Here is a 20,651-nt window from a genome sequence, read left to right as displayed (position 1 = left end):
CACGCATCCCCATGACGCACCCCCACACGTCAGCCCTCTCCCCGCCGCTGCCTCCTACACGTCAGCGCCCGTCTCGCCGCCCGATCCCCATCAACCGCCTCGGCTCCCTCGGCCCCGGCAACCCCTTCGGGCCTCTTCGGCCCCCGGAACCCCTCAACCCCTCAACCCCGCCCCACCAACGTAAGCAACGTAGCCTCCGGCGGGCACGCGAACCGTACCGGTGTGTAGCGGTTCGTGCCGCAGCCCGCCGACACGTGCATGTAGGCAGTCCGCCCGGACTCCGTCTCCGTGTGCGTGGACAGGCCCTTCGCCCGTTCCGTGTCCAGGTCGCAGTTGGTGACGAGGGCGCCGTAGAAGGGGATGCACAGCTGGCCGCCGTGGGTGTGGCCGGCCAGGATCAGGGGGTAGCCGTCCGCTGTGAAGGCGTCGAGCGTGCGCAGGTACGGGGCGTGCACGATGCCCATCGAGAGGTCGGCCGAGTCGGACGGGCCGCCGGCCACGCGCGCGTAGCGGTCGCGCTTGATGTGCGGGTCGTCGAGCCCGGTCAGCTCGATCTCGAAGCCGTCGATCTTCAGCGAACCGCGGGCGTTCGTCAGGTTCAGCCAGCCCGCCGCGTCGAAGCCGTCGCGCAGCGGTTCCCACGGGTTGTGGATCACGCCGACCGCGGGCGCGTTGCCGTTCAGCCCGTGCTTGCCCTGCGCCTTCTCGAACAAGTAGCGGGCGGGGTTGCGGAGTTTGGGCCCGTAGTAGTCGTTCGAGCCGAAGACGTACGCGCCCGGGAACTCCATCAGCGGACCGAGGGCGTCCATCACCTCGGGCACGCCCTCCGGGTCGGACAGGTTGTCCCCGGTGTTGATGACGAAGTCGGGACGCAGCCCGGCCAGCGACCGCAGCCAGCGCTGCTTCTTGCGCTGGCCGCTCACCATGTGGATGTCGGAGACCTGGAGCACGCGCAGCGGTCGCATCCCGGGTGGCAGCACCGGGACCGTCACCCGCCGCAGACGGAAGGAGCGGGCTTCGAAACCCGCCGAGTAGAGCAGACCGGCGGCGCCAGCCGCCGCGATTCCCAGAGGTACTCCGTATCGCGCGCGCATAAGCCCATCGTGTCAGACCCCACACACTCGTAAGACCATCGGAGGACCATCGGAGGAACCATCGAAGGGTCGTCGGAGAGTCGCCGGAGGGGGCGCCCGAAATCCATGGGCACCCGCCGCACCACACCTGCGACAATCACCCCATGACCACGCTCAAGTCGAAGCTGCAGGCAGACCTCAACGCCGCCATCAAGGAGCGCGACGAGCTCCGCTCCTCGACGCTCCGGCTGACCCTCGCCGCCATCCAGAAGGAGGAGGTCGCGGGTACGACGAAGCGCGAGCTCTCCGACGACGAGGTGCAGAAGGTGATCGCCAAGGAGGCGAAGAAGCGCCGCGAGGCGGCCGATGCCTTCGCGCAGGGCGGCCGTGCGGAGTCGGCCGAGCGGGAGAAGGCGGAGGGCGTGGTCCTCGCCGAGTACCTGCCCAAGCAGCTCTCCGACGACGAGCTCCGGCAGATCGTCGCGCAGGCGGTCGAGGAGGCGAAGGCCGCCGGCGCCGAGGGCCCGCGCGCCATGGGCCAGGTCATGAAGATCGTGAACCCGAAGGTGGCGGGCCTGGCCGAGGGCGGCCGCGTCGCCGGGGTGGTCAAGAAGCTGCTCGCGGGCTGAGCCCCGGAGCCGCCGAGAGGGCCGTGCCCATACACGCCCTGGCCGTGCACCACATATGCCGTACGCCGATGGGGGCGCCCCTGGTCACAAGGGGCGCCCCCATCGGCGTACAGCTACGGACTACGAAGGACTACGGCCCGCCGAACCCGAACCCGAACCGAGCCCGATCCTGAACTCGAACTCGATTCTGATCCCGAACTCGGCATCGGGAGCCCGGACTACGGGCCCCGGCCGTCTACGGGAAGGTCCCGCCGTCTCCGTTCCCGCCGCCGTTCTCGTTTCCGCGGACCGTCCAGTCGTCGGGGATCGAGATGGTCGGACCGGGGAAGTCCGGTTTGCCGTTCCCGCCGTCCCCGTTGCCACCACCGTTCCCGCCGTTGTCCCCGTTCCCGCCGTCGTCGTTCTGGTCGCCGTCGTCCTCGTTCTCGTCGCCGCGGCCGTCGTCCTTGCCGGTGTCGCCGCGCGGGATGTGGATGAGGTTGAACTGGGGCGCGTCCTTGCCCTCAAGGGCGCCGGCCATCATGTCGCGCCAGATCGGTCCGGGGACCTTGCCGCCGAAGACCTTCTCGTGCGGGACGCCGCCGATGGTGATGTTGGTCATCCGCCGCTTGTGGGCCGGGTCGCCGACCCAGACCGCGCCGGCCATGTTCGGCGTGTAGCCCACGAACCAGGCCGCGTAGCGCTCGTCCGTCGTACCGGTCTTGCCCGCGCTCGCCCGGCTGTCGAGGCCGGCCTCAGAACCCGTACCGTCCTCGACCACGCCCTTGAGGAGCGTGTTGATGGTGTCGGCGGTGTTCTCCGACATCGCGCGTGAGCACGTCGACTTCGGCACCGGCAGGGACTTCTTCTGACCGCCGACGATCTGGCGGATCGACTCGATGGCGATCGGCGAGCAGTACGTGCCCCGCGTGGCGAAGGTCGCGTACGCGCTCGCCATCGTGAGCGGGGACATCTCCTGAGTGCCCAGGGCGATCGACGGGGCCTGGTTCATCTTCTTGCCGTCGGCGCGCTCGACGCCCATCTTGCCCGCCATGTCGGTCACGGGGCAGATGCCGATGTCACTGATCAGCTGGATGTAGTACGTGTTGACCGACTTCGCGGTCGCGTCCTGCATGTCGTACGGGCCGACCTCGGTCTCGTTCTCGTTCTCGACCGGGACGCCCTTCTCGTTCCAGCTCTTGCCGTCACAGGCCGAGACCGGGCTCGGGTAGTCCATCTGGTACGGCGACGAGTACACCTGGTTCGCCGGCTTGCCGCCCTCGATGGCCGCCGCGGCCGCGATCGGCTTGAACGTCGAACCGGGCTGGTATCCCGCGCCGCCGCCCATGTTGGCGTCCACGGACAGGTTCATCTGCGTCTCGTTCTTGCCGAAGCCGTACGGACGCGACTGGCCCATCGCGAGGATCTTGCCGGTGCCGGGCTCGACGATGGTGGCGGCGGTCGCCACGTCGTCGCTCTTGTAGACGTGGTCCTTGATCGAGGACTGCGCCGAGTCCTGCGACTGCGGGTCGAGCGTCGTCCTGATCGTCAGGCCGCCCTGGTTCCAGACCTTGGCCCGGGCCTTCTGGGTCTTGCCGAAGACCGGGTCGTTGAGGAACACCTCGCGGACGTAGTCACAGAAGAAGCCGGCGCCCTTGACCGCCGTGATGCAGCCGTTCTTGGGCCTGCTGACCTTCAGGCCGAGCGGCTTCTTCTTGGCCTTGTCGGCCTCGGCCTGGGAGATGTCGTGGACGTCGGCCATCCGCTGCAGCACGATGTTGCGCCGCTTGACGGCCTCCTCCTCGTCGTTGACCGGGTCGTACCGGCTCGGCGACTGGACGATGCCGGCGAGCAGCGCGGCCTCCTCCACCTTCAGGTCCTTGGCGGACTTGGAGAAGTAACGCTGGGACGCGGCCTCGACGCCGTAGGCCTGCTGACCGAAGAACGTGATGTTCAGGTAGTTCTCGAGGATCTTCTTCTTGCCGAGCTCCTCCTCGACCTGGATCGCGAACTTCAGCTCGCGGACCTTCCGGCCGAGGGTCTGCTGGGTGGCCTGGGCGACCTTGGTCTGGTCGTTGCCGGCCTCCTCCACGAAGACGTTCTTCACGTACTGCTGCGTGAGCGTGGAGGCGCCCTCGGAGACGCCGCCGCTCTGCGCGTTCTTGTTGAGCGCACGCAGGACACCCTTGAGGTCGACCGCGCCGTGCTCGTAGAACCGCGCGTCCTCGATCGCGACGATCGCCTTCTGCATGTACGGCGAGATGTCCTTGAGGTCGACCACTGTGCGGTCACGGGAGTAGACCGTGGCGATCTGGCCGCCCTTGCTGTCCAGGATCGTCGTGCGCTGGCTCAGCGGTGGCCGCTTCAGATTGGTGGGGATCTCGTCGAACCCCTCGACCGAACCCTTGGCCGCGAGACCGAGCGCGCCGAACGCCGGCACGGCGATTCCGGCCATGACGGCTCCCGCGAGCACACTGACACCGAGGAACTTGGCGGCCTGTTGCGTTGGCGACAGACCCCCACCCGAGCGCTTTTTTGGCATGGGGGCAGCCTACGTTCTCATTCGCCGGACACACGTACAGGCCTTGGCCTAAGCTGCTCTCAACTGTCACAGCAGTAGGGCTACGTATCAATACGTCCGGCGACCCCGAATCGTTTCGGTCGGAACTCAACTTTTTTGTTGAGCACGTGCCCGAATCCGCCTCATGTGTCAGTTGGTGTCCGATGTGACGCACCTCAACTGCCCCGGTTTGCCGGGAAGGTCACGCATGTCGCCGGGTCACTCCGTTGGGTGATCTGTCGCGTACCCATAGTCCATTCGGGCCATTCAAGATTGGGCCCGAAGGGGCTGGTTGACTGTGCCCACCTTCCGTAACGTCCTCAACTGGCGGCGGTGAATATGCCGCTGCCGCCGTGGGGGAGCCTCGATTCGGGAGAGGACGGCGCCGGTATGGGCTGGGTAACCGACTGGAGTGCGCAGGCGGCCTGCCGCACTACCGATCCGGATGAACTGTTCGTTCAAGGAGCAGCGCAGAACCGGGCCAAGGCAGTGTGCACCGGATGTCCGGTGCGCACGGAGTGCCTGGCCGACGCGCTGGACAACCGCGTCGAGTTCGGCGTGTGGGGAGGAATGACGGAGCGGGAGCGCCGCGCACTGCTGCGCAGGCGGCCCACCGTCACCTCTTGGCGCAGGCTGCTCGAAACCGCGCGTACCGAGTACGAGCGAGGGGCGGGCATTCTGCCTCTCGACGAGGAAGAGGTGTACGAGAACTACGCGGCGGTGGGCTGACGCCTCTCCGCACGCAACCGGGGTCCCATCGGCCCCGTATGCGTCAGGGGGCCACGTGACGTACACGCGACCCCGCAGGGCGTCGTATACGGCGTCTGCACGCAACCGGGGCCGACGCGGCCCCGAGAGGCTACGCAGCTCCGGCCGGCGAGGTACCGGCCGCGAGCCGCTCCCCGATGTTCCGCAGCCCTGCGAGGTCGTGTACGTCGCCGGGCAGCGCGGCCACTTCGGCCACCGCCACCTCGGGGTGGCGTGCGGCGAAGCGGTCACGTGTGCGCTGCTCGCGGGAGAGCAGCTGCATGCGCTCGGCGTGCAGCCTCAACAGGCCTGCCGTGAGTTGTTCGACGGTGCGGTCGTGTTCGACGGTGGGGTCGTCCGTCCCGGCTCCTTCGGCGGTGGTCCGGTCCGCGGCGGGGGAGCCTGCGTCGGGCGCGTGAGCCTCGGGGACGGTGGTCCGGGTAGCAGGTGATTCTGAACTGCCGTACGTGTCGGGAGAGTTACGAAGTCCAGCTTTCCCGCCCGACTGATCCACAATGCGGACCTCGTCAAGATTTTCCGCGACGGCCGAATCGGCGCCGGGCTCGGCCGGACCGGTACTCGACTCGCCAGGACCGGCGGCCAGGTCTTCGGCCGGACCGGCCGTGGGGTCCTCGGCCGGCGCCGCGGCGAGGTCGAGGGTCTCCGCCGCGGCCAGTGCCCGCTCCGCCGACAGCTGGGCCGCGCCGCTGCCGTGCACGCGGTTCAGCACGAGCCCCGCGAGCGGCATGTCCTCGGCGGCCAGCCGCTCCACGAAGTACGCCGCCTCGCGCAGCGCGTCCCGCTCCGGGGCCGCGACGACCAGGAACGCCGTCCCGGGCGCCTGGAGCAGCTTGTACGTGGCGTCCGCGCGGGTGCGGAAACCACCGAAGGTGGTGTCCATGGCGGCCACGAACGTCTGCACGTCCTTGAGGAGTTGGCCGCCCAGCAGCTTGCCGAGGGTGCCGGTCATCATCGACATCCCGACGTTCAGGAACTTCATCCCGGCCCGGCCGCCCAGCTTCGCCGGAGCCGTCAGCAGCCGGATCAACTTGCCGTCCAGGAACGACCCGAGCCGCTTCGGGGCGTCCAGGAAGTCGAGCGCCGAGCGCGAGGGCGGGGTGTCGACGACGATGAGGTCCCACTCCTCGCGGGCCCGCAGCTGGCCCAGCTTTTCCATCGCCATGTACTCCTGCGTGCCCGCGAAGCCCGCCGAGAGCGACTGGTAGAAGGGGTTGCTGAGGATCGCGGCCGCCCGCTCGTGGTCCGCGTGCGCCTCGACGATCTCGTCGAAGGTGCGCTTCATGTCGAGCATCATCGCGTGCAGTTCGCCGTCCGCGGAGTCGTCGACTCCCTTCACCCGGCGCGGGGTGTTGTCCAGCGCGTCGATGCCCATCGACTGGGCGAGCCTGCGCGCCGGGTCGATGGTGAGGACGACCACCTTGCGGCCGCGCTCGGCCGCGCGCAGCCCGAGGGCCGCCGCCGTGGTGGTCTTGCCGACGCCGCCCGAGCCGCAGCAGACCACGATGCGGGTCTTCGGGTCGTCGATCAGCGGATCGACGTCCAGGACGGCGGAGGCGTCTATGGCGCGGGCGGGTTCGTGCGAGTGGGCCGTGTCGTGTGCGCGGGCCGGGTCCTGGCTCATGAGATCCCTTGCTGACGCAGTTCCTTGGCGAGTTCGTACAGGCCCCCGAGGTCCATTCCCTCGGCGAGCAGCGGGAGTTCGTGCAGGGGGAGGTCCAGGCCCTGGAGCACGGCCCGCTGGTCGCGCTCCAGCGCGTGCCGCTCGGCGTACTCGTCGGCCTGGGTCAGCAGCGGCTCCACCAGCCGCTCGGCGACCCCGCCGCGGCGCGCGCCACCGAGGCCGGCGGCGGACAGCGACTTGGCGATGGCCGTGCGCGGTGCCTCGCGGGTGAGCTCCAGATCGGTCTCGTCGAGGATCGAGGGCCGCACCATGTTCACGATGATCCGCCCGACCGGCAGCCGCGCGGCGCGGAGCTCGGCGATGCCGTCCGCGGTCTCCTGGACGGGCATCTCCTCAAGGAGCGTCACCATGTGCACGGCGGTCTCGGGCGACTTGAGCACCCGCATGACGGCCTGCGCCTGATTGTGTATCGGGCCGATCTTGGCGAGCCCCGCCACCTCGTCGTTCACGTTCAGGAAGCGGGTGATCCGGCCGGTCGGCGGCGCGTCCATCACCACGTAGTCGTACGCGAAGCGCCCGCGCTTGTCCTTGCGGCGCACGGCCTCACAGGCCTTGCCCGTCAGGAGTACGTCCCTGAGGCCCGGCGCGACGGTGGTCGCGAAGTCGATGGCGCCGAGCTTCTTCAGCGCGCGTCCGGCGCTGCCGAGCTTGTAGAACATCTGGAGGTAGTCCAGAAGGGCCAGTTCGGGGTCGATGGCGAGGGCGAACACCTCCCCGCCACCGGGAGCGACGGCGATCTTCCGCTCCTCGTAGGGCAGGGCCTGCGCTTCGAATAGCTGCGCGATGCCCTGCCTGCCCTCGACCTCGACCAGAAGGGCACGCTTGCCCTCGGTCGCTAGGGCGAGCGCGAGTGCTGCGGCGACCGTCGTCTTGCCGGTACCGCCCTTGCCGCTGACGACCTGGAGCCTGCTCACGTCTTCGAGCCTAACCAGTCGACCGCCGGAGTAAGCAGGAGGCTGTGGACAACGTGTGAGGGATGCCTCCGACGAGGCCCACGGAACGGCGTGCGCGCCAGCGGCTAAAGTCGCCCCATGACCAAGTGGGAATACTCAACCGTGCCGCTGCTCGTCCATGCCACGAAGCAGATTCTGGACACCTGGGGCGAGGACGGCTGGGAGCTCGTCCAGGTCGTGCCCGGGCCGAACAACCCCGAGCAGCTCGTCGCCTATCTGAAGCGCGAGAAGGCCGCGTGAGCGCCGTCGAGGCGAAGCTGGCCGAGCTCGGACTGACCCTGCCGGACGTCGTACCGCCGCTGGCCGCGTACCAGCCCGCGGTGCAGTCGGGTGTGTACGTGTACACGGCCGGCCAGCTCCCGATGGTGGACGGAAAGCTTCCGGTCACCGGCAAGGTGGGCGCGGAGGTCACTCCGGACGAGGCCAAGGAGCTGGCCCGCACCTGTGCGCTGAACGCCCTCGCGGCGGTCAAGTCGGTCGTGGGTGACCTCGACCGCATCGCGCGCGTGGTGAAGGTCGTCGGCTTCGTCGCCTCGGCGTCCGACTTCACGGGCCAGCCCGCCGTGCTGAACGGCGCGAGCGAGCTCCTCGGCGAGGTCCTCGGCGAGAAGGGTGTGCACGCGCGCAGCGCGGTCGGCGTGGCGGTGCTGCCGCTGGACGCGCCCGTCGAGGTCGAGGTCCTGGTGGAGCTGACGCACGCGTGAGCCGGTCCGCCGCGGTGTGAGCCGGTCACCGTCGTGGTGTGAGCCGGTCCGCCGTGGCGTGGGTATGGCTCGGTGGCGTGAGCGGATTCCGGGGCGTGGGCCTGCTCCTATGGCGTAGGCAGGCCTCCCAGGGAGGCGATCGTTGCCTCTCGAACATCAGCTCACTCCGGGATAGCCTCCGCCCATGGCGAATGGGCAGTGGTATCCCCCCGAGTGGCCCGAGAGAATCCGCGCGCTCGCGGAGGGCACGCTCACACCGGTCGCCCCCAGGCGCGCGGCCACCGTCATGCTGCTCAAGGACACCGAGTCCACCCCCGTCGTACACATGCTGCGCAGACGCGCCTCCATGGCCTTCGCCGGAGGCGCGTACGCGTATCCGGGCGGCGGTGTGGACCCCCGGGACGACGACCGGCAGATCCGCTGGGCGGGCCCCACGCGCGCGTGGTGGGCGTCCCGGCTCGGCGTGGACGAGACCGCCGCCCAGGCCATCGTCTGCGCGGCGGTGCGCGAGACGTACGAGGAGGCGGGCGTGCTGCTCGCCGGGCCCACCGCGGACACCGTGGTCGGCGACACGACCGGCGAGGAATGGGAGGCGGACCGCGCGGCCCTGGTCGACCGTGACTTCTCCTTCGCCGAGTTCCTGGAGCGCCGGGGGCTCGTCCTGCGCTCCGACCTCCTCGGTGCCTGGACCCGCTGGATCACCCCGGAGTTCGAACCGCGCCGCTACGACACGTGGTTCTTCGTGGCCGCGCTCCCGGAGGGCCAGCGCACCCGCAACGTCTCCACGGAGGCCGACCGCACCGTCTGGATCCGCCCCGCGGACGCGACGGTCGGCTACGACAAGGGCGACCTCATGATGATGCCGCCCACCATCGCCACCCTGCGCCAGCTCGGCGCGTACGCCACCGCCGCCGAGGCCCTCGCCGCGGCACCGGGGCGCGACATGACGCCCGTCCTGGCCCAGGCCCGCCTGGAGGACGGCGAACTGGTCCTCAGCTGGCCCGGCCACGACGAGTTCACCAAGCACATCCCGACCGGTGGAGCCTCCGCATGACCGACGCCGCCGCCCTTCCCGGCCAGCCACGGGGCGGGGTGCTCTCGGGCCCCGCCACCGCGCGTGCCGTCAACGTCCTCGCGCCCAACGCCTCCGCGATGACCCTGGACGGCACGAACACCTGGATCGTGGCCGAGCCGGACTCCGAGCTCGCGGTGGTGATCGACCCGGGGCCCCTGGACGACGTACACCTGCGGAACGTCGTCGACATCGCCGAGAAGGCCGGCAAGCGGGTCGCGCTGACCCTGCTGACGCACGGGCACCCCGACCACGCGGAGGGGGCTGCGCGGTTCGCGGAACTGACGGGCACGAAGGTGCGGGCGCTCGACCCGGCGCTGCGGCTCGGCGACGAGGGCCTGGCGGCCGGGAACGTCGTCACCACGGGCGGGCTGGAGCTGCGCGTCGTGTCCACCCCCGGCCACACCGCCGACTCGCTCTGCTTCCATCTGCCCGCCGACCGGGCCGTCCTGACCGGCGACACGATCCTGGGCCGGGGCACCACGGTCGTCGCGCACCCCGACGGGCGCCTGGGCGACTACCTGGACTCCCTGCGGCGCCTCAGGTCCCTCACGGTCGACGACGGCGTGCACATGGTCCTGCCGGGCCACGGGCCCGTCCTGGAGGACGCCCAGGGCGCCGTCGAGTTCTACCTCGCCCACCGCGCACATCGCCTCGCCCAGGTGGAGACGGCGGTCGAGGACGGCTACACGACCTCTTCCCAGGTCGTCGCCCACGTCTACGCCGACGTCGACCGCTCCCTGTGGCCGGCGGCGGAGCTGTCGGTGCTGGCCCAGCTGGACTATCTCCGGGAGCACGGACTCATCGGGGAGACCTGAGAAGCCGGAAACGCGGCCCTCCAGGGGAAGCCGGAAATGGCCCTCCCAGGAGGCACGATTCGAGAACGCCCTCCCTAGGGGCGCGGTTTCTTGATGCCGTGCACGCGCGCGTACTCCTCGGCGAGCCACGGCCCGAGATCATCGACGTACGAACGCAGGGCGGCGGCATCGCCCCTCGGCTCGTATCCGAGGACGGCCGCCTCCCGCAGTTGTGCGGCCCGCTCCGGGTAGTACGCGCCGAACACCTCCGCCATCTCCGCCAGATCGCTCGTCCAGCCGTTCCAGCGGGGCATGACGAGGGTGAAGCCGGTGCGGACGAGATGACGTGACATGAAGCGCACGAGGGGCCGCAGGGCCTCCTCCGAGCCGTCCGCCTCGGCGATCCGCGCACGCCACCGCGGGAGGAACAGCGCGAGGTCGCCGTTCGTCTCGCGGGCGAGGAGCGCGTCGGGCCGGTAGCGCGGCAGGTACTCGGCGAGGTCCTCGCCCAGCAGCGGCGTACAGAGACAGGCCACGAACCAGCCGAGATCGTGCCTCTCCAGGTCGCTCAGCACCTGCTCCCGGCCGACCAGCAGAGTCCCCGCCCCGTCGATCTGCGGGAACTCCTTGTCGAGCGCCTCGTCGAGAGAGCGGGCGTCCGTACGGTCCGCGTCCGTGGGCTCCTCGCGCAGGGCGAGCAGCAGGTCGAGGTCGGAGCGGCCCACGCGCGCGGTGCCGCGCGGGATCGACCCGTACAGGTACGCGCTGTGCAGCCGTGCGCCGAAGACGTCCAGCACCCGGTCGCGGGCCGTGGCCACGACGGGCCGGAACGCGTGCGGGATCAGCCCCAGCGATCCCTCGCGTTCGATGTGTCCCCCGGCGTCGAGCCCCTTGTTCGGCATGGGAACACTCTGCACGGGCCGGGCCGCGGGTTCATGTCATTTCCAGCGGAAGACGCGCAGGCGGTGGGTGGGGCGCTCCGCCGTGCAGACCACGGCGAGGCAGTCCCCTGCCGCGGCCAGGCGGGCCCGGTAGCTGTAGCCGGGCAGGGCGCGTTCGGCCACGACCCGGCCGTCCGCGGCATCCAGCACGGTCGCACGGTCGCCGTAGCCGTTCAGGACCACGAAGTGACCCCGGTGGGCCAGCGGGGAGAGGGTGGCGCCGTACGTGCTGCTCCAGGTCCAGCGGAGGACACCCGTGGTGACGGAGAACGCGTTGAGCGTGCTTCCGGTGTCCTCCTCGCCGGCGGGGGTCGGCGTGCCGGCCCATTCGACGGCGAGCATGTCGCCGACCATGGCCACGTCACCTCCGAACTCCCTGGCCCAGCGAGGCAGTTCGATCTCCCGCTCCGTTTCCTCGCCCACCACGAAGAGCCGTCGGGGAGCGTCCTCGCCCGGTCCCACTGTGGACACGACGACAGGGCCGGCCCGTACGACGGAGACGTCCCCCCACCGCTCGGGCACCGGCCGCTCCCACTGGAGGTCGCCGGTACGCGCGTCGATCGTCCGGAGCACAGGCGGCGTGTCCCCGTGACGGGGACGGGCTGTCGCGACGCGGCCGCCGCCGAGAGCCACCTCGCGCGCGTGCCCGCCGACGGATCCGAGTGCGTCCGCGCGCTGCTCGCGCGACCAGAGGCCCCTGCCCGAGCCGACGTCGAGCCCGGTGAGGCGGACGTGCTCCGCGCCGCCGTCCCGGTCGGCGTGGTGCAGTACGACGCCCACGCCGTCCGGCGTGTCCGACGAGGCGTGGGCCAGCACCTCGCCGTCGGGCGGCTGCCACGTCCACAGGGGGTCACCGGTCGTCAGGCCGTACGCCTCCACCCGGTCGGGGCGGGCCACGGCGAGGGTTCTGCCGACCGCCCAGGTGCTCAGCGGTGCGCCGGGGCTTCCCTTCTCCCGCGGGTACTTCCACAGCCTCGGCGTCGACGCGGGTCCCCGCCGCCACCAAGCTCTCCTCGTCCCGCCCCAGACCGACTCGGGTGCTCTGTCCTCGTACGGCCCTGCGTCCTCGTACGTACCCGCGTCCTCGTGCATCCCCACCCCTCGGGTCAGTGTCCGGACACCTTGAGTCGGCGTCCGGCGACGACAAGAAGGGCCCCACCGTGCGGCGGGGCCCTTCTTTAAAGAAGACGTGACGTAAGCGGCTAGCGCGATCGCTTCGCGAGGCGCTCCACGTCCAGCAGGATCACCGCGCGGGCCTCCAGGCGGAGCCAGCCGCGGCCCGCGAAGTCGGCGAGCGCCTTGTTGACCGTCTCTCGGGAGGCGCCGACGAGCTGGGCCAGCTCCTCCTGGGTCAGGTCGTGCACGACGTGGATGCCCTCCTCGGACTGCACGCCGAAGCGGCGCGAGAGGTCCAGGAGCGCGCGGGCCACCCGGCCAGGCACGTCGGAGAAGACCAGGTCGGACATCTGGTCGTTGGTCTTGCGCAGACGCCGGGCGACGGCGCGCAGCAGGGCGGCGGCCACCTCGGGCCGCGCGTTCAGCCAGGGCTGGAGGTCGCCGTGGCCGAGGCCGAGCAGCTTGACCTCGGTCAGCGCGGAGGCGGTCGCCGTGCGCGGGCCCGGGTCGAACAGCGACAGCTCGCCGATGAGCTCGCCGGGGCCGAGGACCGCCAGCATGTTCTCGCGGCCGTCGGGGGATGTGCGGTGGAGCTTCACCTTGCCCTCGGTGACCACGTACAGGCGGTCTCCGGGGTCGCCCTCGTGAAAGAGCGCGTCTCCGCGCGCGAGGGTCACCTCACTCATGGAGGCGCGGAGCTCCGCGGCCTGCTCGTCATCGAGCGCCGCGAAGAGCGGGGCGCGCCGCAGAACGTCGTCCACGAGTTCTCTCCTTGTCGACCTGCTCAGGGGATCTTGCTCCCCCGTGTGCCGGGGACCGTGTTCCCCATTTTGCCGGACGGTCCAAACAGTGTGATCAGTCACAAGTCTGCCGTACAGGTGTGTCCCGCAGTGCGGCAGGGGGCCAATTGGGGGCCGATCTCCGAGGGCCGGGGCGGATGTCACTGGTGGGCTTTAGGCTGGCCGGGTGTCCAAATCGCCGGTGAGAGCACAGGCCAAGGGGGCTGGACGGGTGGTTGCACGTCGCGATTCCGCTGTGGGCGAACAGGACCCCGACGGAGCGAAGAAAACGACAAAAGCGGCAGGGGGCGGGCCGGCCAAGAGGTCGGCCGGAGCCGCCGGGAAGGCCGCGGGGGTCGCGGCCTCGGAGATGGCCGCGACCGCGAAGAAGGCCGCCGCCGTCAAGAGAGCCGCGTCCGCCAGGAAGGCAGCCGCCCCGAGCAGAAGAGCCGCCGCCGCGAAGAAGGTGGCCGTCTCGAAGAAGGCTGCCGCGAGCAAGACGGCTGCTACCGCCGCCAAGAAGGTGACCGCACCGACCAAGCAGGTGGCTGCCGCGAGCAGGAAGGCCGCTGCCGCGACCAAGAAGGTGGCCGCCCCGAGTGGGAAGGCCGCCGCCCCCAGCAAGAAGGCTGCCGCTCCGAGCGGGAGGGCCGCCGCCCCCAGCAAGAAGGCTGCCGCTCCGAGCGGGAGGGCCGCCGCCCCGACCAAGAAGGCTGCTGCCGCGAGTAACAAGGTGGCTGCTCCGAAGAAGGCGGTCGCTCCGAAGAGGGCCGCCAAGACGAGCGCGCCGCCGAAGGCCGTCGCCAGGAAGACCTCGGCGTCGGGCACGCCGGCGAAGGCGACCGCCAGGAAGCCCACGCCCGCCAAGAAAACCGCCCCCGCGAAGAAAGCCGCACCCGCCGCAGTGACCCCCGCCAAAGGCACCTCTGCCAAAGCCACTCCGGCCAAAACCGCCCCCGCCAAAGCGCCCCCCACCAAAGCCGCCCCCGCCAAGCCTCCCCGGAACGAGTCGCACACGGCCCTCGTCCGGCGGGCGCGTCGGATCAACCGTGAGCTCGGCGAGGTGTACCCGTACGCGCACCCGGAGTTGGACTTCGAGAACCCCTTCCAGCTGGTGGTGGCCACGGTCCTGTCGGCACAGACGACCGACCTGAGGGTGAACCAGACGACGCCGGCCCTCTTCGGGAAGTACCCCACGCCCGAGGACCTGGCCGCGGCGAACCCGGAGGAGGTCGAGGAGATCCTCCGGCCGACCGGGTTCTTCCGGGCCAAGACCAAGTCGGTGATAGGCCTCTCCAGGGCTCTGCGGGACGACTTCGGGGGCGAGGTCCCCGGTCGGCTCGAAGACCTCGTCAAACTGCCCGGCGTGGGCCGCAAGACCGCCTTCGTCGTCCTCGGCAACGCCTTCGGCCGCCCCGGCATCACCGTGGACACCCACTTCCAGCGGCTCGTACGACGCTGGCAGTGGACCGACAGGACGGAGCCCGACAAGATCGAGGCGGCCATCGGCGGGCTCTTCCCGAAGAGCGAGTGGACGATGCTCTCGCACCACGTGATCTTCCACGGCCGCCGTATCTGCCACGCCCGCAAGCCCGCCTGCGGCGCCTGCCCGATCGCCCCGCTCTGCCCGGCGTACGGAGAGGGCGAGACGGACCCGGAGAAGGCCCAGAAGCTCCTGAAGTACGAGAAGGGCGGCTTCCCGGGCCAGCGCCTCAACCCTCCGCAGTCCTACCTCGACGCGGGCGGCATCCCCGCACCCCCGCTGGGAGCGCCCGCCACCAGCGCGCCCGCCCCCGGCGCACCAGCCTCCGCGGCCCCCGCGCCCGGTTCACCCTCGCCGGAGGCGGGATGACGGAACGATCCGCGGACCCGCGGGCGTTGAGAGAAGCAGAACGGGGGTGGCGATGACGCGCGCGAGTCACACGCACGACATGCAGGACGGGAATCTGGCCCTGACCAAGGAGGGCCTGCCGAGCTGGCTGGACCCGGTGGCGCGGGCCGTGGAGACGGTGGAGCCGCTCCAGCTGAGCCGCTTCCTGCCGCCGGAGGACGGCGGCGGGCGCCAGTCGGCCGTACTGATCCTGTTCGGTGAGGGGGAGTTCGGCCCCGAGCTGCTGCTCATGGAGCGGGCGAGTTCGCTCAGGTCGCATGCCGGGCAGCCGTCCTTCCCGGGTGGCGCCCTCGACCCGGCGGACGGCGACCCGAAGGCCGACGGCCCGTTGCGGGCCGCTCTCCGCGAGGCCGAGGAGGAGACCGGGCTCGACCCCCGCGGTGTCCAGCTCTTCGGCGTGCTCCCGAAGCTCTACATCCCGGTGAGCGGCTTCGTGGTCACCCCGGTGCTGGGCTGGTGGCGCGAGCCGACACCGGTCGGCGTGGTCGATCCGGCGGAGACGGCCCGTGTCTTCACGGTCCCGGTGGCGGATCTCACGGACCCCGCCAACCGTGCGACGGCCGTGCCCCCGCGCGGCCACGCAGGTCCGGCATTCCTGGTCGAATCCGCCCTGGTCTGGGGCTTCACGGCCGGAATCATCGACCGCCTCATGCACTACGCGGGCTGGGAACGACCTTGGGACCGCGACAAGCAGGTCCCGCTCGACTGGCGCGCATGACAGGGTGGCACCCGTGCTGTGTCCTCCCGGGGGCCGCGGCATGAGCGGCTGCGCCGCGCGTCCCCGAACCCCCGGCCGAGGCACGGCCACCGCGAAGTGATGAGGCGAGGCTTGAAGCAGTGAACGTGCTGGACATCCTGTTGCTGGTCGCCGCCGTGTGGTTCGCGATCGTGGGCTATCGCCAGGGGTTCGTCGTAGGCATCCTGTCGGTGATCGGATTCCTGGGCGGCGGTCTCGTCGCGGTCTATCTCCTGCCCGTCATCTGGAGCGCGGTGACGGACGACGCGGAGGTGGGCACGACCGCCGCGGTCGTCGCCGTGGTCGTCGTGATCGTCTGCGCCTCGATCGGCCAGGCCCTCACCACCCACCTGGGCAACAAGCTGCGCCGGTACATCACATGGTCCCCGGCCCGCGCCCTGGACGCCACGGGCGGCGCCCTCGTCAACGTCGTGGCGATGCTCCTCGTCGCCTGGCTGATCGGCTCGGCCCTGGCCGGTTCGACACTGCCGACGCTCGGCACGGAGGTCCGCAACTCCAAGGTGATGCTCGGAGTGGACCGGGCCCTGCCCAACCAGGCCGACACCTGGTTCGCCGACTTCTCCTCGGTCCTCGCGCAGAACGGCTTCCCGCAGGTCTTCAGCCCCTTCTCGGACGAGAAGATCAACGATGTGGACCCCCCGGACCCGGCCCTCGCGAGCAGCCCGGTCGCCGCACGCGCCCAGCGCTCCATCGTCAAGGTCACCGGCACCGCCCAGAGCTGCGGCAAGGTCCTCGAAGGCACCGGCTTCGTCTTCGGCCCGCGCCGCGTGATGACCAACGCCCATGTGGTGGGCGGTGTGGACGAGCCGTACGTCCAGATAGGCGGCGAGGGCAAGCGGTACGCGGCGAAGGTCGTGCTCTACGACTGGGAGCGCGACATCGCCGTACTCGACGTACCCGATCTGAACGCGCCCGCACTGAAGTTCGCGACCGAGGCGGCGACCACGGGGGACGACGCGATCGTCGCGGGCTTCCCGGAGAACGGCTCGTACACGGTCAACCCGGCGCGGGTGCGCGGACCCATCACGGCCAACGGCCCGGACATCTACCACCGGGGCACCGTGCAGCGGAAGGTCTACTCCGTCTTCGCGACCGTGCGCCAGGGCAACTCCGGCGGCCCGCTGCTCACCGCGACCGGCGAGGTGTACGGCGTGGTGTTCGCGAAGTCCCTCGACGACGCCAACACGGGATACGCGCTGACCGTGGGCGAGGTCCAGGAGGACATCACCAAGGGTCGTACCGCCAACCAGCAGGTGGGCAGCGACAGCTGCGCGCTGTAGTCCGGGGGCGCGGAGAGGCTCGGCCGACGGGGGTCACGCGGGCGAGGTCCGAGGCTTCCTGCCGCGTGGGTCCTCAGTCGCGCGGGTGACGCAGGCGCGCCGAGACCCAGCGGGCACGGCGCTTCAGAATGTGCGGGATTCCCAGCCGAGGATCCGTGCCCTGCAGCTGCGGGGCTCCCCTCTGACGGGAGCTCAGGCCACTGGCCGAGCGGCGGTTTCGTGCTGCGTCACTGTAGTCGTGCGTCCAGCCCATACCCCGACGTCTGCCCCTGCCCCAAGGTCGATAACCGCCCCCACGCCCCCCAATCGGCCTATGCGTCGGGCAATTGGCCGTTCGTAGAACAGGCGTTCCCGATGCCCCTGGGGCGCGTGGTGCGAGTGGCTCGCCGAACGGCCTCCGACCTGCGGCGCGATGGCTCAGCGGTCCGGCTCGGGGTCCTTCAGCCAGTTCACCAATTCGGTGGAGAAAGCCACGGGATCCTCCTCATGGGGAAAATGCCCGAGCCCGTCGAACAGCCGCCAGCGGTACGGCGCTTCGACGTACTCCCCGGACCCCGCGGCACTGCGCGTACGCATCACCGGATCGAGCGAGCCGTGCAGATGCAGCGTCGGCACCCGCACCGGCCGCTTCATCCGGCGGTTGAACTGGATCCCGTCCGGACGTGCCATCGAGCGGACCATCCACCGGTACGGCTCCAGCGAGCAGTGCGCCGTAGACGGGATCAGCATCGCCCGCCGGTACGCCTCCACGGCCTCGTCGTCCGGCAGCCGCGGCCCGGACCAGTCCCGGATGAGCTCGCCGACCAGCGCCCCCTCGTCGGCGAGCAGTTGACGCTCCGGGACCCAGGGCCGCTGGAAGCCCCAGATGTACGAGCCGGCCGCGGTCTGCTTCATGTCCGAGAGCATCGCGGAGCGCCAGCGCCGGGGGTGCGGCATCGAGGAGACCACGAGCCGGCGGACCAGCTTGGGGCGCATCACGGCCGCGGTCCACGCCAGATAGCCGCCGAGGTCGTGCCCGACCAGCGCGGCGTCGGGCTCGCCGAGGGACCGTACGACGCCGGTGATGTCGAGGGCGAGGTTCGCGGGGTCGTAGCCGCGCGGGGTGCGGTCGCTGCCGCCGATGCCCCGCAGATCCATCGCGACCGCGCGGAAGCCCGCGTCGGAGAGCGCCACCAGCTGATGCCGCCAGGTCCACCAGAACTGCGGGAAACCGTGCAGCAGGAGCACGAGCGGTCCGTCGCCCATCTCGGCGATGTGGAAGCGCGCGCCGTTGGCGGCGACGTCCCGGTGGGTCACCTGTTTTCCGCCAGGCACGTCGAGCCGTACGACCGAGGTGGGTTGTGCCGAGGATGAGGCGGGGTCCGTCATGAGGACGAGCGTGCCACAGCCTTGACGGTGTCACCGACCGGGTCGGCCGCGGTCACCTCACGGGGGTGCGGCTTCACGTTCTGCAGTACGGCCGCCGATTCCTTGACCGAGGCGGCCGTCTTCTGCGGGCCCTGGCCCTTCTTGGCCTTCTTCGCGAAGATCACGCCGATCAGCGCGAGGACGCCCGCGACCACCACGTTCGCGGCGAACGACAGCAGGAAGCAGACGGCCAGGTTCCAGTCGCTCCAGGTGCGGATGCCGTACGCCAGGGCGAAGCTCAGCATGGGAAGGGAGAAGATCAGTACCGCACCGGCCGCCGCGAACGCCCCGCCGCCGACCGCTCCGCGCTTGACGTCCCTCTTGAGCTGCGCCTTCGCCAGTGCGATCTCGTCGTGCACCAGCGCGGACATCTCGGTCGTCGCCGAGGCGAACAGCCGGCCGATGCTGCGTTCGGCGCCGACCGGGCTGCCGTCGGGTGCGCTCATCGCGTTCTCCCTGTTGTCTTGTCGCCGTTGACTGTCGTCGTCTGTCATCTGTCGCCGTGGAGCCGAGGGCGTTTTGGGTACGTGTGGACCGTACGTGCCGGACCGGGTGTATCGGAACGTGCGTAACGGACCGTGCGTGTCAGATCATGCCGGACCGTCGTTCCCCTCGCTTGCCCCGCCCGTCACTTCGGCAAGCCTTCGGTGCTCGGCGGCCTTGCGCTCGTGGATCTCGGCCATCCGCAGGTGGTAGGCGGGGTTGTCCTGTTCGTAGATGTCGGGGATGCCGTCGAGGTCGTCGTCGCGCTCCTCGTCCTCCCACAGCCTGCGGTACTTGGCGTTCCGTATCTTCAGCAGGACGCACGACAGGACGGCCGCGATCAGGGAGCCCAGCAGGACGGCGGCCTTGACCTCGTCGGTGAGCGCCTTGTCGCCCGCGAAGGCGAGTTCCCCGATGAGCAGCGAGACGGTGAAGCCGATGCCGGCGAGCGAGGACACCGCGAAGACGTCGGGCCAGGCCAGGTCGTCGGAGAGCGAGGCCCTGGTGAAGCGGGCCGTCAGCCAGGTGCCGCCGAAGATGCCGACCGCCTTGCCGACGACCAGCCCGAGCACGACACCGAGGGTCTCCGGCCGGGTGAACACCTCGCCGAGCGCGCCGCCCGACACCGCGACCCCGGCGCTGAACAGCGCGAACAGCGGCACGGCGAGGCCCGCCGACAGTGGGCGTACGAGATGTTCGATCCGCTCGCCGGGAGAGCGCTGCTCGCCTTCGTCCTTGCGGGTGGTGCAGCGCAACATCAGCCCCATCGCGACACCGGCGACCGTGGCATGGACGCCGCTGTTGTACATCAGCCCCCAGATCACCAGGGCGAGCGGCACGTACACGTACCAGCCGCGTACGCCCCGGCGCAGCAGCAGCCAGAAGACGGCGAGGCCGACGGCGGCGCCGCCGAGTGCCGCGAAGTTCAGGTTCTCGGTGAAGAACACGGCGATGATCAGGATGGCGAAGAGGTCGTCGACGACGGCGAGTGTGAGCAGGAAGGCGCGCAGGGCGCTCGGCAGCGACGTACCGATGACGGCGAGGACGGCGAGCGCGAAGGCGATGTCGGTCGCGGTCGGTACGGCCCAGCCGGCGAGCGAGCCGCCACCGGTGACGCCGACCAGGGTGTAGACGAGCGCGGGCACGGCCATGCCGCACAGCGCGGCGACGACCGGGAGCGCGGCGGCCCGCGGGTCCCTGAGGTCACCGGCGACCAGCTCGCGCTTGAGCTCGATGCCGGCGACGAAGAAGAAGACGGCGAGGAGGCCGTCGGCGGCCCAGTGCTCGATGGAGAGGTCCAGGCCGAGCGAGGCGGGTCCTACGTGGAAGTCGCGGACCGACTCATAGCTCTCCCGGATCGGGGTGTTCGCCCAGATCAGCGCGGCGATCGCGGCGGCGAGCAGGAGGACGCCGCCGACCGTTTCGGTGCGCAGCGCGTCCGCGACGAAGGTCCGCTCGGGCAGGGACAGCCGTCCGAGGGCCTTGCGGTTTCTGCCGGGAGCGGGAGAGGGAGAGGGCGCGGACACGGGATCGACCTCCGGTCGGTAGGCATGACTGAGCACTTGCCGACCAGACTTCCCGGCGCACCTTTTGAGATCTCTGGGATCTCCGAAGTTCTCCTGTCGCGTTGTTTACGCGCTCCTCAGCCTACCCAAGATCCGGCCGGACCCATCCGGTGATCTTCAGGCTAGTGCTGTGACCGTGTTGGTTCGCCGGGTTTGTCAGGCTGCGGTGGTGAGGGGGCGTCCGCCCCAGCGGATGCCTTTCTCGCTGCGGATGCG

20 protein-coding genes are annotated in these 20,651 nt (G+C 70.5%); 9 read left to right on the top strand and 11 right to left on the bottom strand.

Going from position 1 to position 20,651, the window contains the following annotated elements; genetic code table 11:
* Window positions 1-161 precede the first annotated feature (161 nt).
* Window positions 162-1,094 carry a metallophosphoesterase gene (locus ACH4YP_RS47010; protein WP_361060913.1) on the bottom strand — a complete coding sequence of 311 codons (933 nt, stop codon included), beginning with the start codon at window positions 1,092-1,094 and terminating at the stop codon, window positions 162-164.
* A 143-nt stretch (window positions 1,095-1,237) separates the two neighbouring features.
* Here ACH4YP_RS47010 and ACH4YP_RS47005 point away from each other — a divergent pair, with 143 nt between their 5' ends.
* Window positions 1,238-1,702 carry a GatB/YqeY domain-containing protein gene (locus ACH4YP_RS47005; protein WP_361060915.1) on the top strand — a complete coding sequence of 155 codons (465 nt, stop codon included), beginning with the start codon at window positions 1,238-1,240 and terminating at the stop codon, window positions 1,700-1,702.
* A gap of 235 nt (window positions 1,703-1,937) precedes the next feature.
* On the opposite strand, the gene ACH4YP_RS47000 is transcribed toward ACH4YP_RS47005, so the two are convergent.
* On the bottom strand, window positions 1,938-4,223 hold the full coding sequence (locus ACH4YP_RS47000) for a transglycosylase domain-containing protein (RefSeq protein WP_361060917.1): 2,286 nt from the start codon (window positions 4,221-4,223) through the stop codon (window positions 1,938-1,940).
* Window positions 4,224-4,631: 408 nt separating this feature from the next.
* Here ACH4YP_RS47000 and wblA point away from each other — a divergent pair, with 408 nt between their 5' ends.
* Window positions 4,632-4,970 carry a transcriptional regulator WblA gene (gene wblA / locus ACH4YP_RS46995; protein WP_055515737.1) on the top strand — a complete coding sequence of 113 codons (339 nt, stop codon included), beginning with the start codon at window positions 4,632-4,634 and terminating at the stop codon, window positions 4,968-4,970.
* A gap of 130 nt (window positions 4,971-5,100) precedes the next feature.
* Here the strand turns inward: wblA and ACH4YP_RS46990 are convergent, their stop codons facing one another.
* Together ACH4YP_RS46990 and ACH4YP_RS46985 are read right to left on the bottom strand one after the other, a co-directional pair.
* Entirely contained in the window at window positions 5,101-6,630 is a 1,530-nt protein-coding gene (locus tag ACH4YP_RS46990; protein ID WP_361060919.1) for an ArsA family ATPase, read from the bottom strand.
* The gene (locus ACH4YP_RS46985; RefSeq protein ID WP_055612640.1) at window positions 6,627-7,604 is read right to left on the bottom strand and encodes an ArsA-related P-loop ATPase; all 978 of its coding nucleotides are present in this window, start codon (window positions 7,602-7,604) and stop codon (window positions 6,627-6,629) included. Before ACH4YP_RS46985 ends, ACH4YP_RS46990 begins: the two co-directional genes overlap by 4 nt.
* A 117-nt stretch (window positions 7,605-7,721) precedes the next feature.
* Between ACH4YP_RS46985 and ACH4YP_RS46980 the strand changes: the two genes are divergently transcribed.
* From ACH4YP_RS46980 to ACH4YP_RS46965, 4 genes are all read left to right on the top strand, one after another.
* Complete coding sequence (locus ACH4YP_RS46980; protein WP_107099910.1) at window positions 7,722-7,883, top strand: DUF4177 domain-containing protein; 162 nt, start codon at window positions 7,722-7,724, stop codon at window positions 7,881-7,883.
* Window positions 7,880-8,347, top strand: a complete 468-nt coding sequence (locus tag ACH4YP_RS46975; RefSeq protein WP_361060921.1) for a RidA family protein — start codon at window positions 7,880-7,882, stop codon at window positions 8,345-8,347. Before ACH4YP_RS46980 ends, ACH4YP_RS46975 begins: the two co-directional genes overlap by 4 nt.
* Before the next feature lie 184 nt (window positions 8,348-8,531).
* A complete protein-coding gene (locus tag ACH4YP_RS46970; RefSeq protein WP_398497637.1) occupies window positions 8,532-9,401 on the top strand; it encodes an NUDIX hydrolase in 870 nt (289 codons plus the stop codon).
* Window positions 9,398-10,237, top strand: a complete 840-nt coding sequence (locus ACH4YP_RS46965; protein WP_398497635.1) for an MBL fold metallo-hydrolase — start codon at window positions 9,398-9,400, stop codon at window positions 10,235-10,237. Before ACH4YP_RS46970 ends, ACH4YP_RS46965 begins: the two co-directional genes overlap by 4 nt.
* Before the next feature lie 74 nt (window positions 10,238-10,311).
* Here the strand turns inward: ACH4YP_RS46965 and ACH4YP_RS46960 are convergent, their stop codons facing one another.
* The 3 genes from ACH4YP_RS46960 to ACH4YP_RS46950 all read right to left on the bottom strand — a co-directional run bounded on the left by ACH4YP_RS46960 (window position 10,312) and on the right by ACH4YP_RS46950 (window position 13,034).
* A complete protein-coding gene (locus ACH4YP_RS46960; protein ID WP_361060927.1) occupies window positions 10,312-11,118 on the bottom strand; it encodes a nucleotidyltransferase domain-containing protein in 807 nt (268 codons plus the stop codon).
* Window positions 11,119-11,154: 36 nt separating this feature from the next.
* Entirely contained in the window at window positions 11,155-12,249 is a 1,095-nt protein-coding gene (locus ACH4YP_RS46955) for a PQQ-binding-like beta-propeller repeat protein (protein ID WP_398497633.1), read from the bottom strand.
* A gap of 110 nt (window positions 12,250-12,359) precedes the next feature.
* Window positions 12,360-13,034, bottom strand: a complete 675-nt coding sequence (locus ACH4YP_RS46950; RefSeq protein WP_016642758.1) for a Crp/Fnr family transcriptional regulator — start codon at window positions 13,032-13,034, stop codon at window positions 12,360-12,362.
* A gap of 751 nt (window positions 13,035-13,785) precedes the next feature.
* On the opposite strand from ACH4YP_RS46950, the gene nth reads away from it, so the two are divergent.
* The 3 genes from nth to ACH4YP_RS46935 all read left to right on the top strand — a co-directional run bounded on the left by nth (window position 13,786) and on the right by ACH4YP_RS46935 (window position 16,980).
* A complete protein-coding gene (nth, locus tag ACH4YP_RS46945) occupies window positions 13,786-14,904 on the top strand; it encodes an endonuclease III (RefSeq protein ID WP_398497662.1) in 1,119 nt (372 codons plus the stop codon).
* A 52-nt stretch (window positions 14,905-14,956) separates the two neighbouring features.
* A complete protein-coding gene (locus ACH4YP_RS46940; protein ID WP_361060931.1) occupies window positions 14,957-15,661 on the top strand; it encodes a CoA pyrophosphatase in 705 nt (234 codons plus the stop codon).
* Window positions 15,662-15,780: 119 nt separating this feature from the next.
* The gene (locus ACH4YP_RS46935; RefSeq protein ID WP_361060933.1) at window positions 15,781-16,980 is read left to right on the top strand and encodes a MarP family serine protease; all 1,200 of its coding nucleotides are present in this window, start codon (window positions 15,781-15,783) and stop codon (window positions 16,978-16,980) included.
* A 73-nt stretch (window positions 16,981-17,053) separates the two neighbouring features.
* Here the strand turns inward: ACH4YP_RS46935 and ACH4YP_RS46930 are convergent, their stop codons facing one another.
* From ACH4YP_RS46930 to nhaA, 4 genes are all read right to left on the bottom strand, one after another.
* Complete coding sequence (locus ACH4YP_RS46930) at window positions 17,054-17,233, bottom strand: hypothetical protein (RefSeq protein WP_361060935.1); 180 nt, start codon at window positions 17,231-17,233, stop codon at window positions 17,054-17,056.
* 164 nt (window positions 17,234-17,397) lie between these two features.
* Window positions 17,398-18,348, bottom strand: coding sequence for an alpha/beta hydrolase (locus ACH4YP_RS46925; protein ID WP_361060937.1), 951 nt, complete (start codon window positions 18,346-18,348; stop codon window positions 17,398-17,400).
* Window positions 18,345-18,833, bottom strand: a complete 489-nt coding sequence (locus tag ACH4YP_RS46920) for a phage holin family protein (protein ID WP_398497630.1) — start codon at window positions 18,831-18,833, stop codon at window positions 18,345-18,347. The genes ACH4YP_RS46925 and ACH4YP_RS46920 overlap by 4 nt, the downstream gene beginning before the upstream one ends.
* A 144-nt stretch (window positions 18,834-18,977) precedes the next feature.
* A complete protein-coding gene (nhaA, locus tag ACH4YP_RS46915) occupies window positions 18,978-20,396 on the bottom strand; it encodes a Na+/H+ antiporter NhaA (RefSeq protein ID WP_361060939.1) in 1,419 nt (472 codons plus the stop codon).
* Between the last annotated feature and the right edge of the window lie 255 nt (window positions 20,397-20,651).

The organism is Streptomyces sp. NPDC020747 (assembly GCF_044334695.1).
Classification (GTDB): domain Bacteria; phylum Actinomycetota; class Actinomycetes; order Streptomycetales; family Streptomycetaceae; genus Streptomyces.
Note: the sequence above shows the minus strand (reverse complement) of the source record. Positions and strands in the feature narration are given on the sequence as shown.